Below are 18,935 nucleotides of genomic sequence, written 5' to 3' on the forward strand. Positions count from 1 at the left end.
TTATATATGCTTCCCATTCATGTTTTACTGATTGAAGATGACCCCATGGTTCGAGAGGTAAATCGCCAATTCATCGAACAAGTGAAGGGCTTTCATATTATTGGAACTGCTAACAACGGTGTAGAAGGACTGAAACTTGCGAAACAGCTTAAACCTACTTTAATTGTAATGGATATTTTTATGCCAGAACTCGATGGGATAAAAACCTTACAAAATCTGCGGGAAAGAGACGCACTGGTAGATGTCATAGCCGTAACTGCAGCAAATGACATGAAAACGATTCAACAGATGTTGCAATTAGGTGTATTTGACTACATTATGAAACCATTCACTTTTAAACGGATGGAACAAACATTTGAAAATTATCGACAGTTCCATGTTAAAACTGAGAAGAAAAAAGAGTTAACACAACTGGAGTTGGATGAAATATTACATCCATCCCATGCAACTTTAAAAGATGCCATTCATTTACCAAAAGGATTAAATGCATCAACACTTGAAAAAATCGTCCTATTTATTGAAAAACAAACAACTGCCGTTTCTGCAGAAGAAGTGGCAACTGGTATTGGCTTAGCCAGAGTAACAGCACGTCGTTATCTAGATTATTTAGAAAAACAACAAAAAGTGGTAATTGACATACAATACGGTGGAGTAGGAAGGCCTGTAAATCAGTACCGTATTATTTAGTAATATGAAATATTTTGCAGGAATAACAACTGAAGGTATGGAAAATAATAGTTAGCTCGATTGCAATCTACTCAATATTTATTTACAATTAGATTCTTGCCTATATGCTATTTAAATATTGACATAAGGACAATCTGTTTGTAGTCTTAAAGAATAGATAGAACAGATGTTTTGTTTTTTGGAGGGGAACGTATTTGATTAAAAATGAAGTTGTAAATAGCTATGGTGATGATGATATTCAGGTATTAGAAGGCTTAGAGGCCGTTCGTAAAAGACCTGGTATGTATATAGGTTCTACGGATGCAAGAGGATTACATCATTTAGTATATGAAATCGTTGATAACTCAGTGGATGAAAGTCTTGCAGGATTTGGAGATCATATTTCCGTCACAATCCATGAAGATCAAAGTATAACAGTTCGTGACTTTGGACGTGGTATGCCAACAGGTATGCATAGAACAGGGATTCCTACAGCAGAAGTAATCTTTACTGTATTACATGCAGGTGGGAAGTTTGGACAAGGTGGCTATAAAACAAGTGGTGGACTCCACGGTGTAGGTGCTTCCGTTGTGAATGCACTTTCTTCATTTGTGGAAGTAATTATCCACCGAGATGGCAAAAAGTTTATCCAACGATTTGAAAATGGCGGGAAAATAAGTCAGTCATTGAAACAAATCGGTACAACAAAAGAAACAGGTACTTCTGTACATTTTTTACCGGATACGACGATTTTCTCTACTGTGAAATATAATTATGAAACGCTTTGTGAAAGATTAAGAGAATCCGCATTTCTTTTAAAAGGCTTAAAAATTGAGTTAACAGATGAACGTACAGATGCTCATGATGTTTTCTATTTTGAAACAGGAATTGAAGCCTTTGTTGCATATTTAAACGAAGAAAAAGATGTTTTACATCCAGTTTACTATATGGAAGGCGCACATGATGAGATCGAAGTGGAGTTTGCATTCCAATTTAATGATGGTTACTCAGAAACCATTTTATCGTTTGTAAATAATGTTCGTACTCGTGATGGCGGGACACACGAAACAGGTGCAAAAGCTGGTTTAACAAGAATTTTTAATGAATATGCTCGGAAAACTGGTTTACTAAAAGAAAAAGATAAAAACTTAGACGGCTCTGATATTAGAGAAGGTATTTCTGCTATCATATCTGTTCGAATTCCAGAGGATATTTTACAGTTTGAAGGGCAAACAAAAGGGAAATTAGGAACAAGTGAAGCAAGAGCTGCTGTGGATGCCGTCATTTCTGAAAAACTTAAATACACGCTAGAAGAGAATTCAGAGATAGCATCTTCACTTATACGAAAAGCTATTCGTGCCCAACAAGCGCGAGAAGCCGCTAGAAAAGCAAGAGATGATGCTAGAAACGGGAAGAAACGTAAACGTTCAGAATTGTTATCTGGTAAACTAACCCCTGCACAATCAAGAAATGCAGCTAAAAATGAACTTTATCTTGTCGAAGGAGATTCTGCTGGAGGTTCAGCAAAACAAGGGCGAGATCGCACATTCCAGGCAATTCTACCATTACGAGGAAAAGTTATTAATACAGAAAAAGCGAGCATTGCGGATATTATGAAAAATGTAGAGATCGCGACAATCATTCACGCAATAGGTGGAGGTGTTGGTTCTGATTTCCAAATTGAGGATATTGCATATGATAAAATCATCATCATGACCGATGCGGATACAGATGGGGCACATATTCAAGTTCTTTTACTCACATTTTTCTACCGCTATATGAAACCATTAATAGAGAATGGGAAGATTTATATCGCATTACCACCTCTTTATAAAGTCTATAAAGGGCAAGGTAAAAAAGAAGTGTTCGAATATGCATGGACAGAAAAAGATTTAGACGTAGCATCCAAAAAGGTTGGTAAAGGCTTCTTACTTCAACGCTATAAAGGGCTTGGAGAGATGAATGCTGACCAATTATGGGATACAACGATGAATCCTGAATCACGTACATTAATTCGGGTAACAATTGAAGACGGTACTCGAGCTGAGAAACATATAACGACACTAATGGGCGATAAAGTGGAACCTCGTCGTAAGTGGATAGAAGCAAATGTAAACTTCTCTTTAGAAGACGATTCCAATATTTTAGACAATGAAAGAATACACGTGGAGGATGAATTAGTATGACACAAACCGGACGATATCAAGACTTACCATTAGAAGAAGTAATTGGCGATCGGTTTGGACGTTATAGTAAATACATCATTCAAGATCGTGCCCTACCTGATGCTAGAGACGGACTGAAACCGGTACAACGACGTATATTATTTGCTATGTTCCAAGAAGGAAATACAAACGATAAACCATTCCGAAAATCAGCTAAAACAGTCGGTAATGTAATCGGTAACTATCATCCGCATGGTGATAGTTCTGTTTACGAAGCAATGGTGCGTTTGAGCCAAGACTGGAAGCTTCGACATATGTTAGTCGAAATGCATGGTAATAATGGTTCGATGGACGGAGACTCCCCAGCAGCAATGCGTTATACAGAAGCAAGACTTTCTGCTATTTCGCATGAATTATTACGTGATCTTAATAAAGGTACAGTCGATTACATCCCAAACTTTGATGATTCAGATCACGAGCCGGTTGTGTTACCAGCACGTTTTCCAAACCTATTAGTGAATGGTTCTACAGGAATATCTGCCGGTTATGCGACAGATATTCCACCTCATGCACTTCATGAAGCGCTAGATGCAGTGCTTATGCGTATCGAAAATCCTGCTGCAACTGTAGATGAATTAATGACCGTAATCAAAGGACCTGATTTTCCAACTGGTGCGATTATTCAAGGTGTAGATGGTATTAAAAAAGCTTATGAAACAGGTAAAGGTAAAATCGTCGTTCGTTCTAAAACGGAAATTGAAACAATTAAAGGCGGTAAACAACAAATCGTCATTACAGAAATTCCATACGAAATAAATAAAGCTAATCTTGTCAAAAGAATAGATGAACAACGTCATGATGATAAGCGTTTAGATGGTATTGCTGACGTCCGTGATGAATCTGATCGTACGGGGTTACGTATTGTTATTGAGATGAAAAAAGAAGTAGATGCACATGGGATTCTGCAATTTTTGTTCAAAAACACCGATTTACAAATAACGTACAATTTCAATATGATTGCGATCCATAACCGCCGTCCTACGATGATGACACTGCCTTTAATGTTAGATTCGTATATCAATCACCAAAAAGAAGTCGTGACGCGTAGAACAGCATTTGACTTGAAAAAAGCGAAGGAACGACTGCATATCGTAGCAGGCCTAATGAAGGCATTATCTATTCTGGATGATGTCATCAGAACTATTCGTGCTTCAAAAGATAAACGTGATGCAAAGACGAATATAATGACGGCATTCGATTTCTCAGAAGCACAAGCAGAAGCGATTGTTTCTTTGCAACTATATCGATTAACGAATACAGATATAACAGAGCTTCAACAAGAAGAGGAAGCACTAAATTTACTAGTAAGACAACTTGAAAATATTCTTGCAAAAGAATTTGTTCTTTTAAATGTAATAAAAAAAGAACTACTAGAAGTCAGAAAAGTATTTGCAGAACCTAGAAAATCAACTATTGAGAATGAAATTGAAGAAATAAAAGTTACGTTAAATGTATTAATACCAAGTGAAGAAGTAATCGTCACGATTTCAAAAGAAGGGTATATTAAGCGAACAAGTGTCAGATCCTTTAATGCATCGAATGGACAGGACTTTGCTATGAAAGAATCTGATTACTTACTCTATCAAGAATCAATTAATATGCAGCACCACTTACTTCTTTTCACTTCAAAAGGGAACTATATTTATCAACCAGTTCATGAATTACCGGATATTCGTTGGAAGGATTTGGGACAACATATCTCGAGTATTGTTCCATTAGATACAAATGAAACTATTATTCATGTCCTTGGAATCGGTTCATTTGATCAGGATTTATGTGTTTTAACAGCATCAAAACTTGGACAAATCAAACGATCTCTCCTATCAGATTACGTCGTACAACGATATACACGTCCTATTAATACGATGAATCTGAAAAAAGAAGATGAATTGCTATTTGTCTCATTAGTTAGTCCGTCCGATGAAGTGATGATGACAACTTATTATAGTTATTCTGTCAGATTTTCTTTAGATGAAGTACCGATTACTGGTTTAAAAACTGGTGGGGTAAAAGGGATTAGTTTGAAGGAATTGGATTATGTAGTAAGTGTGAATGTCGTTCCACAAAATACTAAATCAGATCTTATCTTAATTACTCATCGTGGTGCGGTGAAGAAAATGTCGCTGCATGAAATAGAACCAGGTGGTCGAGCAAAACGTGGTGTAGTGACACTTCGTGAGCTAAAGACAAATGCACATCGAGTATTTGCCGTTGTTTTAACGGAAAAAAATGAAGCGTTAGAAATAGTGACAGACAAAGGGAACAAAGAAGTTATCCAAACAAATACAATACGCGCATCCGATCGTTATTCAAATGGATCGTTAGTCATAGATGCCGAAAAAGATGGGCAATTAGTCCGTGTACGGAAACAACCTACCGAACCCCAATAATAGGTGAAGCAATATAAAAAGCATCTCCATCAGGTATTATACCTTTTGAGAAATGCTTTTTTTATTTTGTATGTTGCTGTTGAAAAGTTTCACTAATTGAAGAAAAAAGGCAAATTTCATTCTTTCTTCATAAGTTTATGGTATAAGTATGATGGTCCTGTTTTATAATTACATAACTGTTTTGGAGGAAAGAATATGAAAAAAAATATTATTGTAGTACTCGCTTGCTTGTTTTTATTTAGTAACCAAGCATATGCACACACAGGGTTAGAAAGTTCAAATCCTGCAAATGGAAGTTCTGTAACAGAAGCATTGAATGAGATAATATTAACTTTTGAGACAAAAATAGAAGAAACAAGCTCTTTTAAATTAGTAAATGATACAAATGAAGAAGTTGCAGTAAGTAATATTTCGATTGTTGAAAATACAATGACTGGAATAATCGATAGGAATACTGAAAATGGGAGCTACTCAATCCAATGGAAAATTATTGGAGTAGATGGCCATCCAATTAAAGGGGAAATTCCTTTTACATTAAATGCACCAGTTGTGGAAGATACTGAAGAAATCGCAACTGAAGTTGTTACAATCGAAGAAATAGCTGAAAATGAGGCTACTACAGTTGAAACTACTGAACCTGAAGTAGAAGAAGCTGCTAATAACTCATCAGTCGGTCTAATTATTGCATTAGTTGTTGTGGTTGCTGGTGCTGTATTTTGGATGATGCGGAGAAAGAATAAATGATGTTTCTTCTTTCAACAATTAGCGAGACATTGTTATACCTTTGTTTTGCTTTGTTAATGGGAAATTATATATTTTCAATTATTCCAGCTGATTTGAAACCGAAAGTAATTATTGCAAAGAAATATAAACTGATAGCTGCAGCAGGCATAGCCGTTTTTTCTTTTTTGCCACTATTAAGCTTAATAACTTTTTTGTATGAGGATTATGGAATTATTGATTCGTTAACTTCTGTATTATTAACCTTCGAAGTAGGTAAGTCATGGATTTACTTATTGATTTTTTCCATTATTTTAGGGGTATTTGTATACTTATTTGATCATAAAACAGATATATTGTATTCAGTTATAGGAATTTTACTACTATTAGTATTAATAATGGGCATTGGATGGTCTACGCATGCTCACTCGGTTCATGGCATGAAAGGATTTCTTACACATATTGTTCATTTTACAAGTGTCGTAGTTTGGGTTGGAATATTATTTGTCGTAAGCTGGTTTTCGAGAAGTTATGAAAATTGGTCTAATTTCTTAAATTGGTTTCATGTTACTGCACTCTTTTGTTTCGGAATTATTATTGTTACGGGCCTGTCCTTAATGAGTTTCACTCTAGAGTGGAGTCAATATCCTGATTCCTGGATGATTTCGTATGGTCAAAGCTTACTGATCAAACATCTATTGATTATCCCACTGATTGGGTATGCTTTTATCAATGGTATTGTTATGAAGAAAAAGCTTCAAAAAGACCCAAGTTTTAATCCAAGACCTTGGACAAAAGTGGAGTTTATTATCATTCTCGGAATTTTTGCAGCAACTGGTGCAATGGGACAGTCATCACCACCCCATAATTTAAGCTCTATTTTGAGTTCTGAAGGGGTTTCGATTCTTTTCACACAATTCTACGACGGAGTAGTTTACGCAGGTTTAAACGTCGAATTCTCGCTTCAAACGAATGGTATTTTACTATTGTTGCTTGCATGTGTATTCTTTGTTCTTAGTATTATGTCATTTTTTAAAAAAATGGGCCCTATATTTTCATTTATCATGAGCATATTCGTCGTAATATCAGTCTATTTTGCTTTATTACTAAGCGTTCAAGTGTAGATAAAGAACTTTAAAAAGCATTTCTAACGGTGTATAATGTATCTTAGAAATGCTTTTTATTTTACTGAAAATGGGGAATCTTAATGGAAAATAAACTCGAAATAGAAGAAATGATTTCAGAGAATTGGAACCAAGTTAAAGCAATTTACATAGAGGGCATTCACACAGGAAATGCAACATTTCAAACAACAGCACCTACTTGGGATGAATGGGATTCAGCACATAACAAAAAATGCAGGTATGTTGCTAAACTTAATGGGGAAGTAGTAGGGTGGGTTGCACTAAGTCCTATTTCAAATCGAGAAGTATTTGAGGGTGTTGCAGAAGTAAGCATCTATTTAAATAACTCTATTAAGGGAATGGGAATTGGTAGTAGACTATTAGCTTATTTAATCGAGCAAAGTGAACACAATGGTTTCTGGACTTTACAAGCAATGATTTTCCCAGAAAATATGGCAAGTATAAAATTACATAAAAAGTTTGGTTTTGAAGAAGTGGGAACAAGAAAACAAATGGGTAGATTGTATGGCGCTTGGCGTGATGTAGTATTACTTGAGCGTAGAAGTAATGAGGTTGGTGTAGAGTAGAAACTGACGTGGATAAAACGTATACGTAGAATAAAAAGATAAAACGCTTGAGGCCCTATGAAAAATACCTCAAGCGTTTTTATATTCATCTAAAATAACAACAAACAAATGAAATACAATAACTATATATTGATAAACGATAAATTATAAGGTATTATAAAATATATATATCAAATATAGGAGGTACTTTTTATGAAAAGAGGATCAACAATCTTTTTAAAGTTAGCTGTAATTCTTATGGGAATTCCCGTACTTGCGATGTGTATTTTTTTATTGCCCCAAATAGCTGGTGAAGCGAACGAAGCAATAGAAAAAGGATCAGAATTAGCTTATGTGGTATACGGACTTTTAATGGTAATGTATATTTCAATAATCCCATTTTACTTCGCATTGTATCAATCTTTTAACCTATTAAGCTATATTGATAAGAGCCAAGCCTTCTCGGATTTATCTGTAAGAGCTTTAAAGAAAATTAAAACCTGTGCCATTATCATTAGTAGCTTATATATTCTAGCTCTCCCTTTTGTTTTTATCATGGCAGAGGTAGATGATGCCCCGGGGTTAGCGGTTGTCGGAATGGTTCCTATTTTTGCTTCCTTGGTAATCGCGGTTTTCGCTGCTGTTCTTCAAAGGCTTTTGAAAGAAGCAATAGATATAAAAGAGGAAAATGATTTAATAGTCTAAGCTGAGGTGAATAATATGGCAATAATAATCAATATTGACGTGATGCTTGCTAAACGAAAAATGAGTGTAACGGAACTAACGGAAAAGGTTGGAATCACGATGGCTAACCTTTCTATCCTGAAAAATGGAAAGGCAAAAGCGGTTAGATTCTCCACATTAGAAGCTATTTGCAAAGCTTTAGAATGTCAGCCAGGAGATCTGTTAGAATACAGAAGTGAAGAGGATACACTAGGATAAAACTTAGAAAAAAACGTTTTTCAGGAGTAACTATAATAGTCCAATTTTTCAGTGTTAAAACTTAGAAACTGGACTTTTACATTTATATATGGTGTAAAATAGTATTTAAAATGCAACAAACTTTTTTTGAAATCACTAATAGATAGAATGGATTTGATATGACAAAATGAAAATAAATCAATTAATTGCGAACAATATTAACCAATTAGATGCAATACTACCTGTAGATAAATCTTTAGGCATTGCTGGCTTGTCTGGATCTGGTAAAACAACTTTTTGTCAAACAATTGGTGAAGAATCCAAAAAACGTTTGGTTTCCTTATTACCAAAAGCTGAATATCAGTATTTATTTCCAAATATTATGGAAACCAATTTCAGTGCTATAAAAATGGAAGAAATACCTTTAGTACTTTTTCTCGGAAAGTCATCCATTTCTTCCAATCCGCGTTCAACAATTGGAACACATACTGGCGTGTTTACAGAGATTCGCGTGCGGCTTGCTGAAAAATTTAATCTATCTCCAGAAGTATTTTCATTTAACAATGAATTAGGCTGGTGTCCTGCGTGTAAAGGGCGCGGTACTACCAAAAATATTGAATGTAAAAAGTGTGAGGACAAGCGCTATAATCCAGAAGTTCTACAAAAAAGAATAGAATTATTGGATCAACCACATAGTATTTCCGATATCAACAGCTTAAGTATTGAATTGATTCTTTCATTAGCTGAAGTATTACATATTAGTGAAGCGAAACAACATATTCTTAAGAATATTATCAATATGAATATAGGTTACTTAACAATTAATCGTATTATGGGTACATTGTCAGGTGGAGAATTAACACGACTTTACTTGGCTGAATTCATAGCAACAAGTGAAAATACAGTTATTATTATTGATGAAATCTCCGTGGGTCTTGATCACCAAACATTACTTAAAATTTTAGAGCAGATCAAACAATTAGGCTATAAAAATCAAATTTGGCTTATTGATCATTCAGACACAGTGCTAGACACCACAGATGAGAAATTGTTCTTTGGACCTGGAAGTGGTAAATACGGAGGGGAAATTGTGGAAGAATCCCCACGTCCAAAACCAACCAATTGTGAACGAAATCATGCAATACCAACAGAATACTATCATTTTCATGATCTTTACAGCCGTAATATTCAAATGGCTGAAATTCAAATTCCCAAAAATAGAATTATTACTTTTACGGGGGAGTCTGGATGTGGTAAATCTACACTTGTTAATGACTGTATAGCCAAAGATTTTGTGAAGCGATATCCAAAAGATAAACTGGTAATGGTGGGGCAAAATCGAAACCAATCGATTACCAGTCGTTCAACAGTTGCGACTTTTCTTGATATTAAAAAGAAACTTACAAAATATAGTGAAGAAATTGATAATATTTTTCAGCGCTCGATTGAAGATATTATTGATGAACTACCTAATGGAGATATCGCTCATAAACGCTTGAGCTTATTGATCAAACTTGGTCTTGGTTATTTGACATTGGAAAGAAAAACACAATCCTTATCGAATGGTGAATTTCAGTGTGTCCATTTAGTATCAGAACTGTTTGCCAACTCGAGAAACCCACATACGTTATTTATTTTTGATGAGCCTTCAAAAGGTTTATCACAAAACATTTTAAATCAATTCATTGATAGTATCAGGATTATACTGCACGATGAATGTGTCTCCATCATAATGATTGAACATAACTCTTATATGCTAGAAAACTCTGACTTTATCGTTGATTTTGGAAAAAGACAGCTTACACCAGTTAAGCATCTGGATGTTGTCAGTCATGATGATTATTATAGTCAGCATAACAGTGCGGATAATGTTGCTCCATTGCAAATTTCTTCAACTATCAATCAACAAAATGGAATTAACTATTTAAAAGAAAATCATATTGCCTATTTTAACAATGCAGAAAACGTCTATAAGGGCGGGATTTTAAAAAGTTTATCATCAATGGCTCGGTTGATATATGGCGAATACGAGTCTGAAACAATTGCACCTGTCATCGCCATTGATCTGGAAAGGCACTTGTATAGTCAATATAGTTTTCTCTATGAAATCGGTGGTCTGATCAACCATATTGTGGTAACACATCCAACTAATAAAGATACAAGTAGCTTCGATTTCTATTATCAAGACAATCATTGTCCAAGCTGCTCGGGCCGCGGGGTGATAGAACAGTTTGATTTTGATGTGGTTATTCAGGACAAGACCGTACCATTCTGGGATGGCCTATTGCATCCCGACGTGATGGAGGTATTAAAATATTATCAACATCCAAAATTACAATTCCTATTTGATGAGATAAAAAATGAACTTGGTCATGATATTAGTAAAAGCTATAATGACATGACAGATGAGGAAAGGCATATATTTTTATACGGGTATTGGGAAAAGTCATTTTATGATAAAGCAGGTAAGACGCAAAGAACATGGCAAGGCTTTAATAATATAATTGGAATGTATATGTTCATTTCGAAATCGATTATTAAAGAGCATATGAAAGCATCTAAAGAGATGATTACATGCCCAATTTGCGAAGGTTCTATATTAAACCATCATAAACAGCTCATATTTGGCGATACAGAAATTCGTGAGATTATAAAGCAGCCACTTGATCAAGTTTTAAAGACAGTAGGAGAGTTACCAGAACTGGTAAAATTGAAATCTATTGTTGGAGGCGATATGACTTTGACGGAAGATGTCTCTCTGTTGCCTAGGGAAACACAAGTCGCTCTGAAAATGCTTGAATTAGAACTAGCAAGCTTTGCTGGTTATGAAATGGTATTGCAAAATGTATTACCATTCTGGGATAGTATTAAAGGCAATATTGAATCCATCAGCAACAATAATCAGGTAACCATTTGTGATTTTGACAATATTATTGAGACGAGAGAAAATATCATCGATCAGTATTTCACTAATGGGAAATACAAAAAACTAACATATGTTTATGAAGCATTTGGTTACAAAAAACTTGTTACCCAAATTAATAAAATAAAGAAAAGTCATCCATGTCCATTCTGTAAAGGAAAGAAAGTTATAACGGAAGATAATCTTCATGATGGCGTCTTTAAATTAACGATACCTTGTGTAAGTTGTCATGCGAGCGGTATCAATGATGAGGGACTTCAGGAAATTGTTGAAGGCATAGCAGTGGAAACATGGCTAACTGGAAAAGTCAGTGATGTCCATAGTGAAAGCATAAATCTTGAGCCTATTGCAGATCTTCTAATTTTCAAGCGCATTCGTGAGTTGAATAAGCAAGAAATGATGGCAATTTACCAATATCTTGAGCAAAATAATAAAAAATGAAGTATTTGATACGAATGGAATAAATGAAAAAAGAAGTCTTTCCATTAATAGGAAAGACTTCTTTGATTACTTACTTAGTCATTGCTTCGTATTCTGCTAGTATTGCAGACACTTCCTTATCAAATGAAGCTGCCTTTTTAACATAAATAGTGGCTAAAATAATCGTCATAGCGAATATTCCAGCTGCATACAACCATACCCATGTAATTTCGCCAATCGCCTTTTGATGTAAAATTGTCGTAAACGAAGTTAGAATTGGCAATGAAATATAGATTGCTAAAAACATGAACGTAAGTGTAAACAAAAAACTATTTTTTCTTTTGACTAGTTTATTAAAAGATTCTAAGTTTGCTATTTTTTCGTAGTCTATTACTTTTTCTTTTGCAATTGTCATCCAAGTTTCCTCCAATCAAATTAATGTGAAACGTCTTTTACAGAAATACCAGTTGCCGCTTTTACTTTTACTTCGCGGAAAATACGTGGGTCTTGTTTTTTCTTCGATAACTTAGATCCAATATATCCTGCTAAGAATCCTGCTGGTACAGAAATAATTGCCGGATTGGATAAATCGATTAATGGATCACCAACAAAAATTGCTTTACCTTCTGGATTCCAAATATTTGGACTAAAAAATACAATAGTAAGAGATGTTACTATTCCTGTTATCATAGCCGAAAGTGCGCCAGTGGTATTGAAGTTTTTCCAGTAAATCGTATATAAGATTACTGGTAGATTTGCAGAGGCAGCTAAACAAAATGCTAATGAAACTAGGAAGGACACATTCATCGTTTGAGCACCTAGCGCTAATATAATAGATACAGCTGCAATAGAAATTGATCCAACACGCGCTGCTAATACTTGTTCTTTCTCTGATAATTTACCTTTTTTAATGATTTCACCATAAATATCATGTGAAATAGCAGAAGCACCTGTTAGAACTAAGCCTGAAACAACTGCTAATATTGTTGCAAATGCTACAGCTGAGATAAAGGAAAGAAGTACTTCGCCACCTAAAAATTCTGCTAGTAAAGGGGCTGCTGTATTACCGGCAGGGTTTGCTGCGATAATTTCTGGAATACCTATAAATGCCGCGGCTCCAAATCCTAAGAAAATAGTAAGTGTGAAGAAAATTGCAGTAATCCATGTTGCCCATTGAATCGATTTACGAGCAGTTTTTGCATCTTTTACTGTAAAGAATCTCATTAAAATATGTGGTAAACCACCAGTTCCTAAAACTAATGCAATCATCATAGAAATAGAATCAATACTATTCGTATATTTAATTCCAGGATTTAAGAATTTTTCACCAAATTCAGTTGAAGTAGACATTTCTTCGAACATATTCAAAATACTATAATCGAATTGTCTAAACACTAAGAAGGAAATAAGTATTGTACCAAATAGAAGTAATACAGCTTTAATAATTTGTACCCAAGAAGTTGCTGTCATTCCGCCGAAAAGTACATATGTTGTCATCATAACACCAACAATTAATACCGCAATCCAATAATCAATTCCAAATAATAACTGAATAAGTGCACCAGCACCTACAAGTTGTGCAATCATATATAGAATTACGATTGTAATAGTACTTATCGCGGCAGTTCCACGAATTCGTCGATCTGGAAAACGTGCAGTAATCATATCTGCAAGTGTAAATTTCCCTAAGTTCCGTAAAGGCTCTGCAATCATGTATAACACAACTAAGTTAGCTACAACATAACCAATAGAGAAGAAGAAGCCATCAAATCCGTTTAACGCAATAGCTCCTGAAACTCCCAGAAATGCCGCAGCGGATAAATAATCTCCTGAAATTGCAAGTCCATTTTGCCAACCTGTTAAACCGCCACCAGCAGTATAGAAATCTTTTGCTGAAGAAGTCCGTTTAGATGCAATGTAGGTAACAATTAATGTAAGACCGATAATACCTAAGAAAAAACCTACTGTAATAAAACTCATTTCTAACACTCCTTTTAAATTAACAATTATTTTGCATTTCTACTTGAATCGATAAAATTCTGTTCTAGCTCATTTAATATCTAATTCAACCGATTAATGCACTTATGTATGAACCAATTCTATGAAACATTTTTTTAAGATGCAATACAAATATTTTCACTATTTAAACTTCTATTAGCGTGTGAAATGTAGAAGTTGAGTGTGAGTGGGGGTAAATGAAAGCGTTTTTATTGGAAGAAAAACCCTACTAATATTACTGAAATAAGAAAAAAATGACTGAAGCAGAATATATTTGTTATAAAACAGAATTACGTTGTACTATAACAATGAGGAGTTATTACATAAATAATAGTAAAATAAAAAAAGAATATTAAATGATACATAAAAACATAATTTTTGTCCACTAAATTATTTTAATGTTTTTGTCGAAAATACTCGATTTCATTAAAAAATGTCATTTTTGGATTCAGTTAGTAGAGGTTATAGATTATGTGTAACGATGTAATTACTAAAATAGGAGGATAATGACATAAGAAAATCACGGAGGCTTATGAGTCAAATTTTAAGAAGCATTGATTATAATTATTGCAAAATTACCTGAAATAATCATCTTTAAATAATGATTATTTTACGCAGTAACAAACATGTAGGCTGTATGAATGATCAAGATTAGATGAAGATGTTCAGAATTATGAAATTGATTCAATTTTATTGGATTTATTAAAATATGGTATTTCTTTAAAATATCTCAATATTAAAAGTATACTTCATTATTGATATATAGCTTCCTATAATAGATATTATGACGGCATCCCTATTTTAAAGTTTAATAAATCACTCTCTTCTCATTGTATTTCCGTTCTATATCTCCAATCTACATTCTTTACTTTGCTCTTATCTATATAAGCAACACTAGCTTCAATAACATCATTTAAATTAAGTGTATTTTTCTTTGCAAAGATCTTTAGTTTATTCAAAATGTCTTTATCACAAGTTGTTCTAAAATCTACACGATCTTTTGGACGGTTCTTTTTATCAAATATAATTGCATCTTCATTTAATATATTTTCAAATCCACTTTCTAGTAAATATCCTATATGTGTATTGCTTTCTTTAGCCTGTAGCTTAAGTTGTTGTATTAACACTGCGCTAATACGAGTTTTGTATTCACTTCTTGATTCATCGACACTTTGTACTAACTTCCCATTAACTAATTTCCACATTATTAATCCACTCCTTTTTTACTCCTCCCTATTATACAAACGAATGTTCTTAAATACAAATGTATTACTTCCCTTTATATATTCTCCTTATAAAATCCATCAATTGGGCAATACTTTTAATATGATTGGTAAATAGGAGGAATATACTTGGTTACTGTAGACTCAAAACTATCTATTTTCGCGCTTGGTGGTATAAATGAAATAGGGAAAAACATGTACGTTATTGAAACTGAGGATGATCTCGTTATCATTGATTGTGGGGCTAAATTTCCCGATGAAACGCTTCTGGGAATTGATTTAATCATTCAAGACATTTCATATTTACAAGAAAATAAAAACAAGATTCGAGCAATGATTGTGACGCATGGTCATGAAGATCACATTGGTGGTATCCCCTACTTCCTGAAACAATTAAATGTACCAATATACGCAACTAATTTAACTTTAGGTTTGATTGAAATCAAGTTAAAAGAACATGGATTACTTAGAAATACAAAGCTCGTGATGATTAATTCCGATACAGAAATCGATTTAGGGACGATCCAAACCACCTTTTTCAAAACTAGCCACAGTATTCCGGATTGTCTTGGAATTGCATTTCATACCGATCAAGGGACAATCGTTCATACAGGTGATTTTAAGTTCGATTGGACTCCAGTGGGTGATAAATCCCAGGACATTCATAAAATGGCCGAGATTGGCCAAAAAGGTGTCTTATTACTCCTATCAGAGAGTACAAACGCGGAAAGACCTGGCTCTACCCCATCTGAACAAGTCGTTGGCGATCACATCGAAGAAGCTTTCAGAAATGCTACGCGAAAAGTATTCATCTCCACATTCGCTTCCAATGTGCATAGAGTGCAGCAAGTCGTAAATGCAGCTATAAAAACGAACCGTAAAATAGTCCTTCTCGGTCGTAGTATGGTAAACGTTGTAGCTGTAGCTATAGAACGTGATTACTTGGATGTTCCGGAAGGTCTAATAATAGAACCTAGTGAAATCAACAGAATGAAACCAGAGAACGTCGCTATTCTATGTACGGGAAGCCAAGGCGAACCAATGGCCGCATTATCTCGTTTAGCATCATCCAGCTTCCGCTCTGCAGAAGTCCTACCGGATGATACGGTCATCTTTGCTGCAAGCCCTATTCCAGGAAATGAAAAGAGTGTATCACGAATAATAGATAATTTATTTCAATTAGGTGCTAAAGTTATTTATGGTTCAGGCACTGTCACAGGAATGCATGTTTCTGGTCATGCTTGCCAGGAAGAATTAAAACTAATGCTTACTTTAATGAAACCGAAGTACTTTATCCCTATTCACGGTGAATATAGAATGCTCGTACACCACCGGATATTAGCTGAATCTGTTGGCGTAAAAAAAGAAAATATATTCGTTATTAATAACGGCGATGTTGTTGATATTGAGAATTCAGTAGCAACACATACTCGTATTATTGACTCTGGAAATGTTTTTGTCGATGGCTTCGGTATAGGCGATGTTGGAAACATCATTTTACGTGATCGAAAAGTTCTTTCGGCTGACGGCATGCTCGTTATTGTAACGACAATCAGTAAATCCCAAGGGAAAATAATTTCTGGTCCAGATTCTATTTCTCGTGGCTTCATTTATGGTCCGGATGCTGAAGCGCTTATGAACGAAGTAAATGAATCTGTACGTTCGACCATCAATTCTTCTTCAAATATGTATAGAAATCAACGTGTCATGAAACAAGATATAAAAAAAACGTTGGAAAAGTTCCTCTATTCACGAACTAAAAGAAAACCAATGATTCTCCCAATCATCATTGATATATAAATGAATAGAGGCCTCGAAAATACATGAACGAATGTCGGATATAAAATATGAAGGAAATGAAATCGATGTTTATTTCCATTCAGGAAAATGCACACATGTAGCAAACTGCATCAAATATTTGCCTTCTGTATTCAATATGAGTAGGAAACCAATAGTGGCCTAAGAGAAGATGTAAAGCGAGTCATTGCTACCTGTCCGAGCGAAGCACTAATTTACGTAGAAATAGAATCATCAATGCTTGAAACTGATTCGTATGTCTACCCCTTTATCTATGTATAAAGATAAAAAAAGTACCCCATAGTGAAAGCAAAGTTTATACTTTACTTTCACTATGGGGTACTCCCGTTTGGTTTATTTAGTTAGCTAGTGATTTGATAACATAAATAATGCTATTGTTTTTAAGACGTTCTTTGCATTTTATAATCTAGAATTTTAACTCGGACAAGTGCTTCTTTCAAAATACTTGCAGCTCGTTCTCTAGTTGCCCCTAATAATTCCTCAATTTCTTCTAATTTTAACTTTTTTTCTATGTGTAAATAATGCACATACGAGTACCTTAATATCTCCGAATAAACCGGATACCCAATAGCCTTTGTAATCGCATTATTCGTTATAGTTGTAGAGGATAATGTTTCTTGTACATACTCGCCTGTCTCTTTCTTTTTTACTGCAAATAGATATTTGGTATTTCTAAATATTGCTCGTTCAATTCCCTGTAACAAGACACTAATTTCTCCTGGATCAGTTACTTTATAATTGGCCGAACCGTCTTTTGTTTCTACATGAACGGTATATTCATCGCCAGTATCAATTATATCTTTTATTGTTACTTGCAAGGTATCTCGACGACGCATCCCTCTCATATCGAATAAAAAGAGTAGTTTGGCCGTTAGTAGTACGGTTGGGTTTAAGAATACATCGTTTTTCTTTTCTAAGAGCTCAGCGTAATTTAACGTGATTACACGTGATCGTGGTGTAATATCAAGACCTTCATACTTAAATTTATCCATAAAATCTACAGGGATTTTCTCAATTTCCCACATGTAGTTAAACCAGACTCTAATATATATAAGTTTTCGATTAACTGTACTGTCTTTTATTGGTTTTCGCCGTTCATTATCAAGGAAATTCCGTACATCTATGGGACGTATCTCATGAGGGGCAACAGATTTATCATAATAATCTTCAACAAACTTCAAAAAAGACCGAATTAAACTTACTTCATTCACAATTGAATTAGGACTTATATAATTTTTTAACCGGTGGTTTTCATATCCATATGGCATAACTTACTGATTCCCCCTCCACTCATAGTCTATATTTATTATATCCCATTTATTTTATAAAACAATTCAGATTATACTAAATTGTCAATATATAATAATCAATGAACCAGATTTCATTTATAGATTTAATTCTCAAAACCCAATTCAAAAGATATACAGAATTCACATTATTTTTTAGAACGTGCTTTAAACACTGGATATGACTATCTTTTGAAGACTAGGAAGATATATATTATATTTTCTCATGCAATGAATAACACGGGGAAAATAAGAATCAACATATTTGGGCATAGCCAGTAATAATTCCATTGTTGAATTATTTAATATCTATTTTCTTTTCCTATATCTTCATACATATTTAGTAGCAGGTTTTGCATATCCGATTGATTCACTTTTAAATTCAATACTTATTTTGTAGCGTTGCTGTCATCAATAGTCCAAATTACTTTATATTCGAAAATTTGACCTTTCAAAAGTAGTAGTTCTAGTGCTTTTTTCATCTTAGTTGCAGGTTTTGATTTGTAAGAGGAGTTAAACACTGTATTTTAATACAGTAATTATTTACTCAAAATTCAAAAACAAGATCGCAAACAAGGTGAAAATAAAGGGCAAATATCGTCTAATAGATCAAGCAACATTTCTAAGTACGAGGTGAAATGCTCTTTCAACAACC

Annotated in this window: 15 protein-coding genes; 11 read left to right on the forward strand and 4 right to left on the reverse strand. The window is 34.3% G+C overall.

The features are described 5' to 3' along the window. The first annotated feature begins 6 nt into the window (after positions 1-6). From C7437_RS02930 to C7437_RS02970, 9 genes are all read left to right on the forward strand, one after another. On the forward strand, positions 7-687 hold the full coding sequence (locus C7437_RS02930; protein WP_111438136.1) for a response regulator: 681 nt from the start codon (positions 7-9) through the stop codon (positions 685-687). A 197-nt stretch (positions 688-884) separates the two neighbouring features. Next, positions 885-2,852 (forward strand): DNA topoisomerase IV subunit B, encoded by a 1,968-nt coding sequence (parE, locus tag C7437_RS02935; RefSeq protein ID WP_425450552.1) that lies wholly within the window; start codon positions 885-887, stop codon positions 2,850-2,852. Further along, positions 2,849-5,281 carry a DNA topoisomerase IV subunit A gene (parC, locus tag C7437_RS02940; protein WP_111438138.1) on the forward strand — a complete coding sequence of 811 codons (2,433 nt, stop codon included), beginning with the start codon at positions 2,849-2,851 and terminating at the stop codon, positions 5,279-5,281. Before parE ends, parC begins: the two co-directional genes overlap by 4 nt. 195 nt (positions 5,282-5,476) lie before the next feature. After that, on the forward strand, positions 5,477-6,025 hold the full coding sequence (locus tag C7437_RS02945; protein ID WP_111438139.1) for a copper resistance CopC family protein: 549 nt from the start codon (positions 5,477-5,479) through the stop codon (positions 6,023-6,025). Next, complete coding sequence (locus C7437_RS02950) at positions 6,022-7,125, forward strand: copper resistance D family protein (RefSeq protein WP_111438140.1); 1,104 nt, start codon at positions 6,022-6,024, stop codon at positions 7,123-7,125. Before C7437_RS02945 ends, C7437_RS02950 begins: the two co-directional genes overlap by 4 nt. Positions 7,126-7,208: 83 nt before the next feature. Continuing rightward, a complete protein-coding gene (locus tag C7437_RS02955) occupies positions 7,209-7,712 on the forward strand; it encodes a GNAT family N-acetyltransferase (RefSeq protein ID WP_111438141.1) in 504 nt (167 codons plus the stop codon). Positions 7,713-7,904: 192 nt separating this feature from the next. Then, positions 7,905-8,396: a DUF2975 domain-containing protein gene (locus tag C7437_RS02960; RefSeq protein WP_111438142.1), complete on the forward strand. Its 492-nt coding sequence runs from the start codon at positions 7,905-7,907 to the stop codon at positions 8,394-8,396. A gap of 15 nt (positions 8,397-8,411) precedes the next feature. Then, on the forward strand, positions 8,412-8,633 hold the full coding sequence (locus C7437_RS02965) for a helix-turn-helix domain-containing protein (RefSeq protein WP_111438143.1): 222 nt from the start codon (positions 8,412-8,414) through the stop codon (positions 8,631-8,633). A gap of 166 nt (positions 8,634-8,799) precedes the next feature. After that, complete coding sequence (locus tag C7437_RS02970) at positions 8,800-11,976, forward strand: ATP-binding cassette domain-containing protein (protein WP_111438144.1); 3,177 nt, start codon at positions 8,800-8,802, stop codon at positions 11,974-11,976. A 70-nt stretch (positions 11,977-12,046) separates the two neighbouring features. Here C7437_RS02970 and C7437_RS02975 read toward each other — a convergent pair whose 3' ends face one another. The 3 genes from C7437_RS02975 to C7437_RS02985 all read right to left on the reverse strand — a co-directional run bounded on the left by C7437_RS02975 (position 12,047) and on the right by C7437_RS02985 (position 15,158). After that, positions 12,047-12,370, reverse strand: coding sequence for a DUF485 domain-containing protein (locus C7437_RS02975; protein ID WP_111438145.1), 324 nt, complete (start codon positions 12,368-12,370; stop codon positions 12,047-12,049). 20 nt (positions 12,371-12,390) lie between these two features. Further along, positions 12,391-13,935 carry a solute symporter family protein gene (locus tag C7437_RS02980; protein ID WP_111438146.1) on the reverse strand — a complete coding sequence of 515 codons (1,545 nt, stop codon included), beginning with the start codon at positions 13,933-13,935 and terminating at the stop codon, positions 12,391-12,393. 845 nt (positions 13,936-14,780) lie between these two features. Continuing rightward, on the reverse strand, positions 14,781-15,158 hold the full coding sequence (locus C7437_RS02985; protein ID WP_111438147.1) for an rRNA methyltransferase: 378 nt from the start codon (positions 15,156-15,158) through the stop codon (positions 14,781-14,783). 147 nt (positions 15,159-15,305) lie between these two features. Between C7437_RS02985 and C7437_RS02990 the strand changes: the two genes are divergently transcribed. Then, positions 15,306-16,976, forward strand: a complete 1,671-nt coding sequence (locus C7437_RS02990; protein WP_111438148.1) for a ribonuclease J — start codon at positions 15,306-15,308, stop codon at positions 16,974-16,976. A gap of 31 nt (positions 16,977-17,007) precedes the next feature. Continuing rightward, the gene (locus C7437_RS17135; RefSeq protein WP_245909194.1) at positions 17,008-17,139 is read left to right on the forward strand and encodes a (4Fe-4S)-binding protein; all 132 of its coding nucleotides are present in this window, start codon (positions 17,008-17,010) and stop codon (positions 17,137-17,139) included. Between the two features lie 235 nt (positions 17,140-17,374). Here the strand turns inward: C7437_RS17135 and C7437_RS03000 are convergent, their stop codons facing one another. Further along, positions 17,375-18,262, reverse strand: coding sequence for a site-specific integrase (locus tag C7437_RS03000; protein WP_111438149.1), 888 nt, complete (start codon positions 18,260-18,262; stop codon positions 17,375-17,377). Positions 18,263-18,935: the final 673 nt, after the last annotated feature.

The sequence above is a fragment of the Psychrobacillus insolitus genome (assembly GCF_003254155.1).
GTDB lineage: Bacteria > Bacillota > Bacilli > Bacillales_A > Planococcaceae > Psychrobacillus > Psychrobacillus insolitus.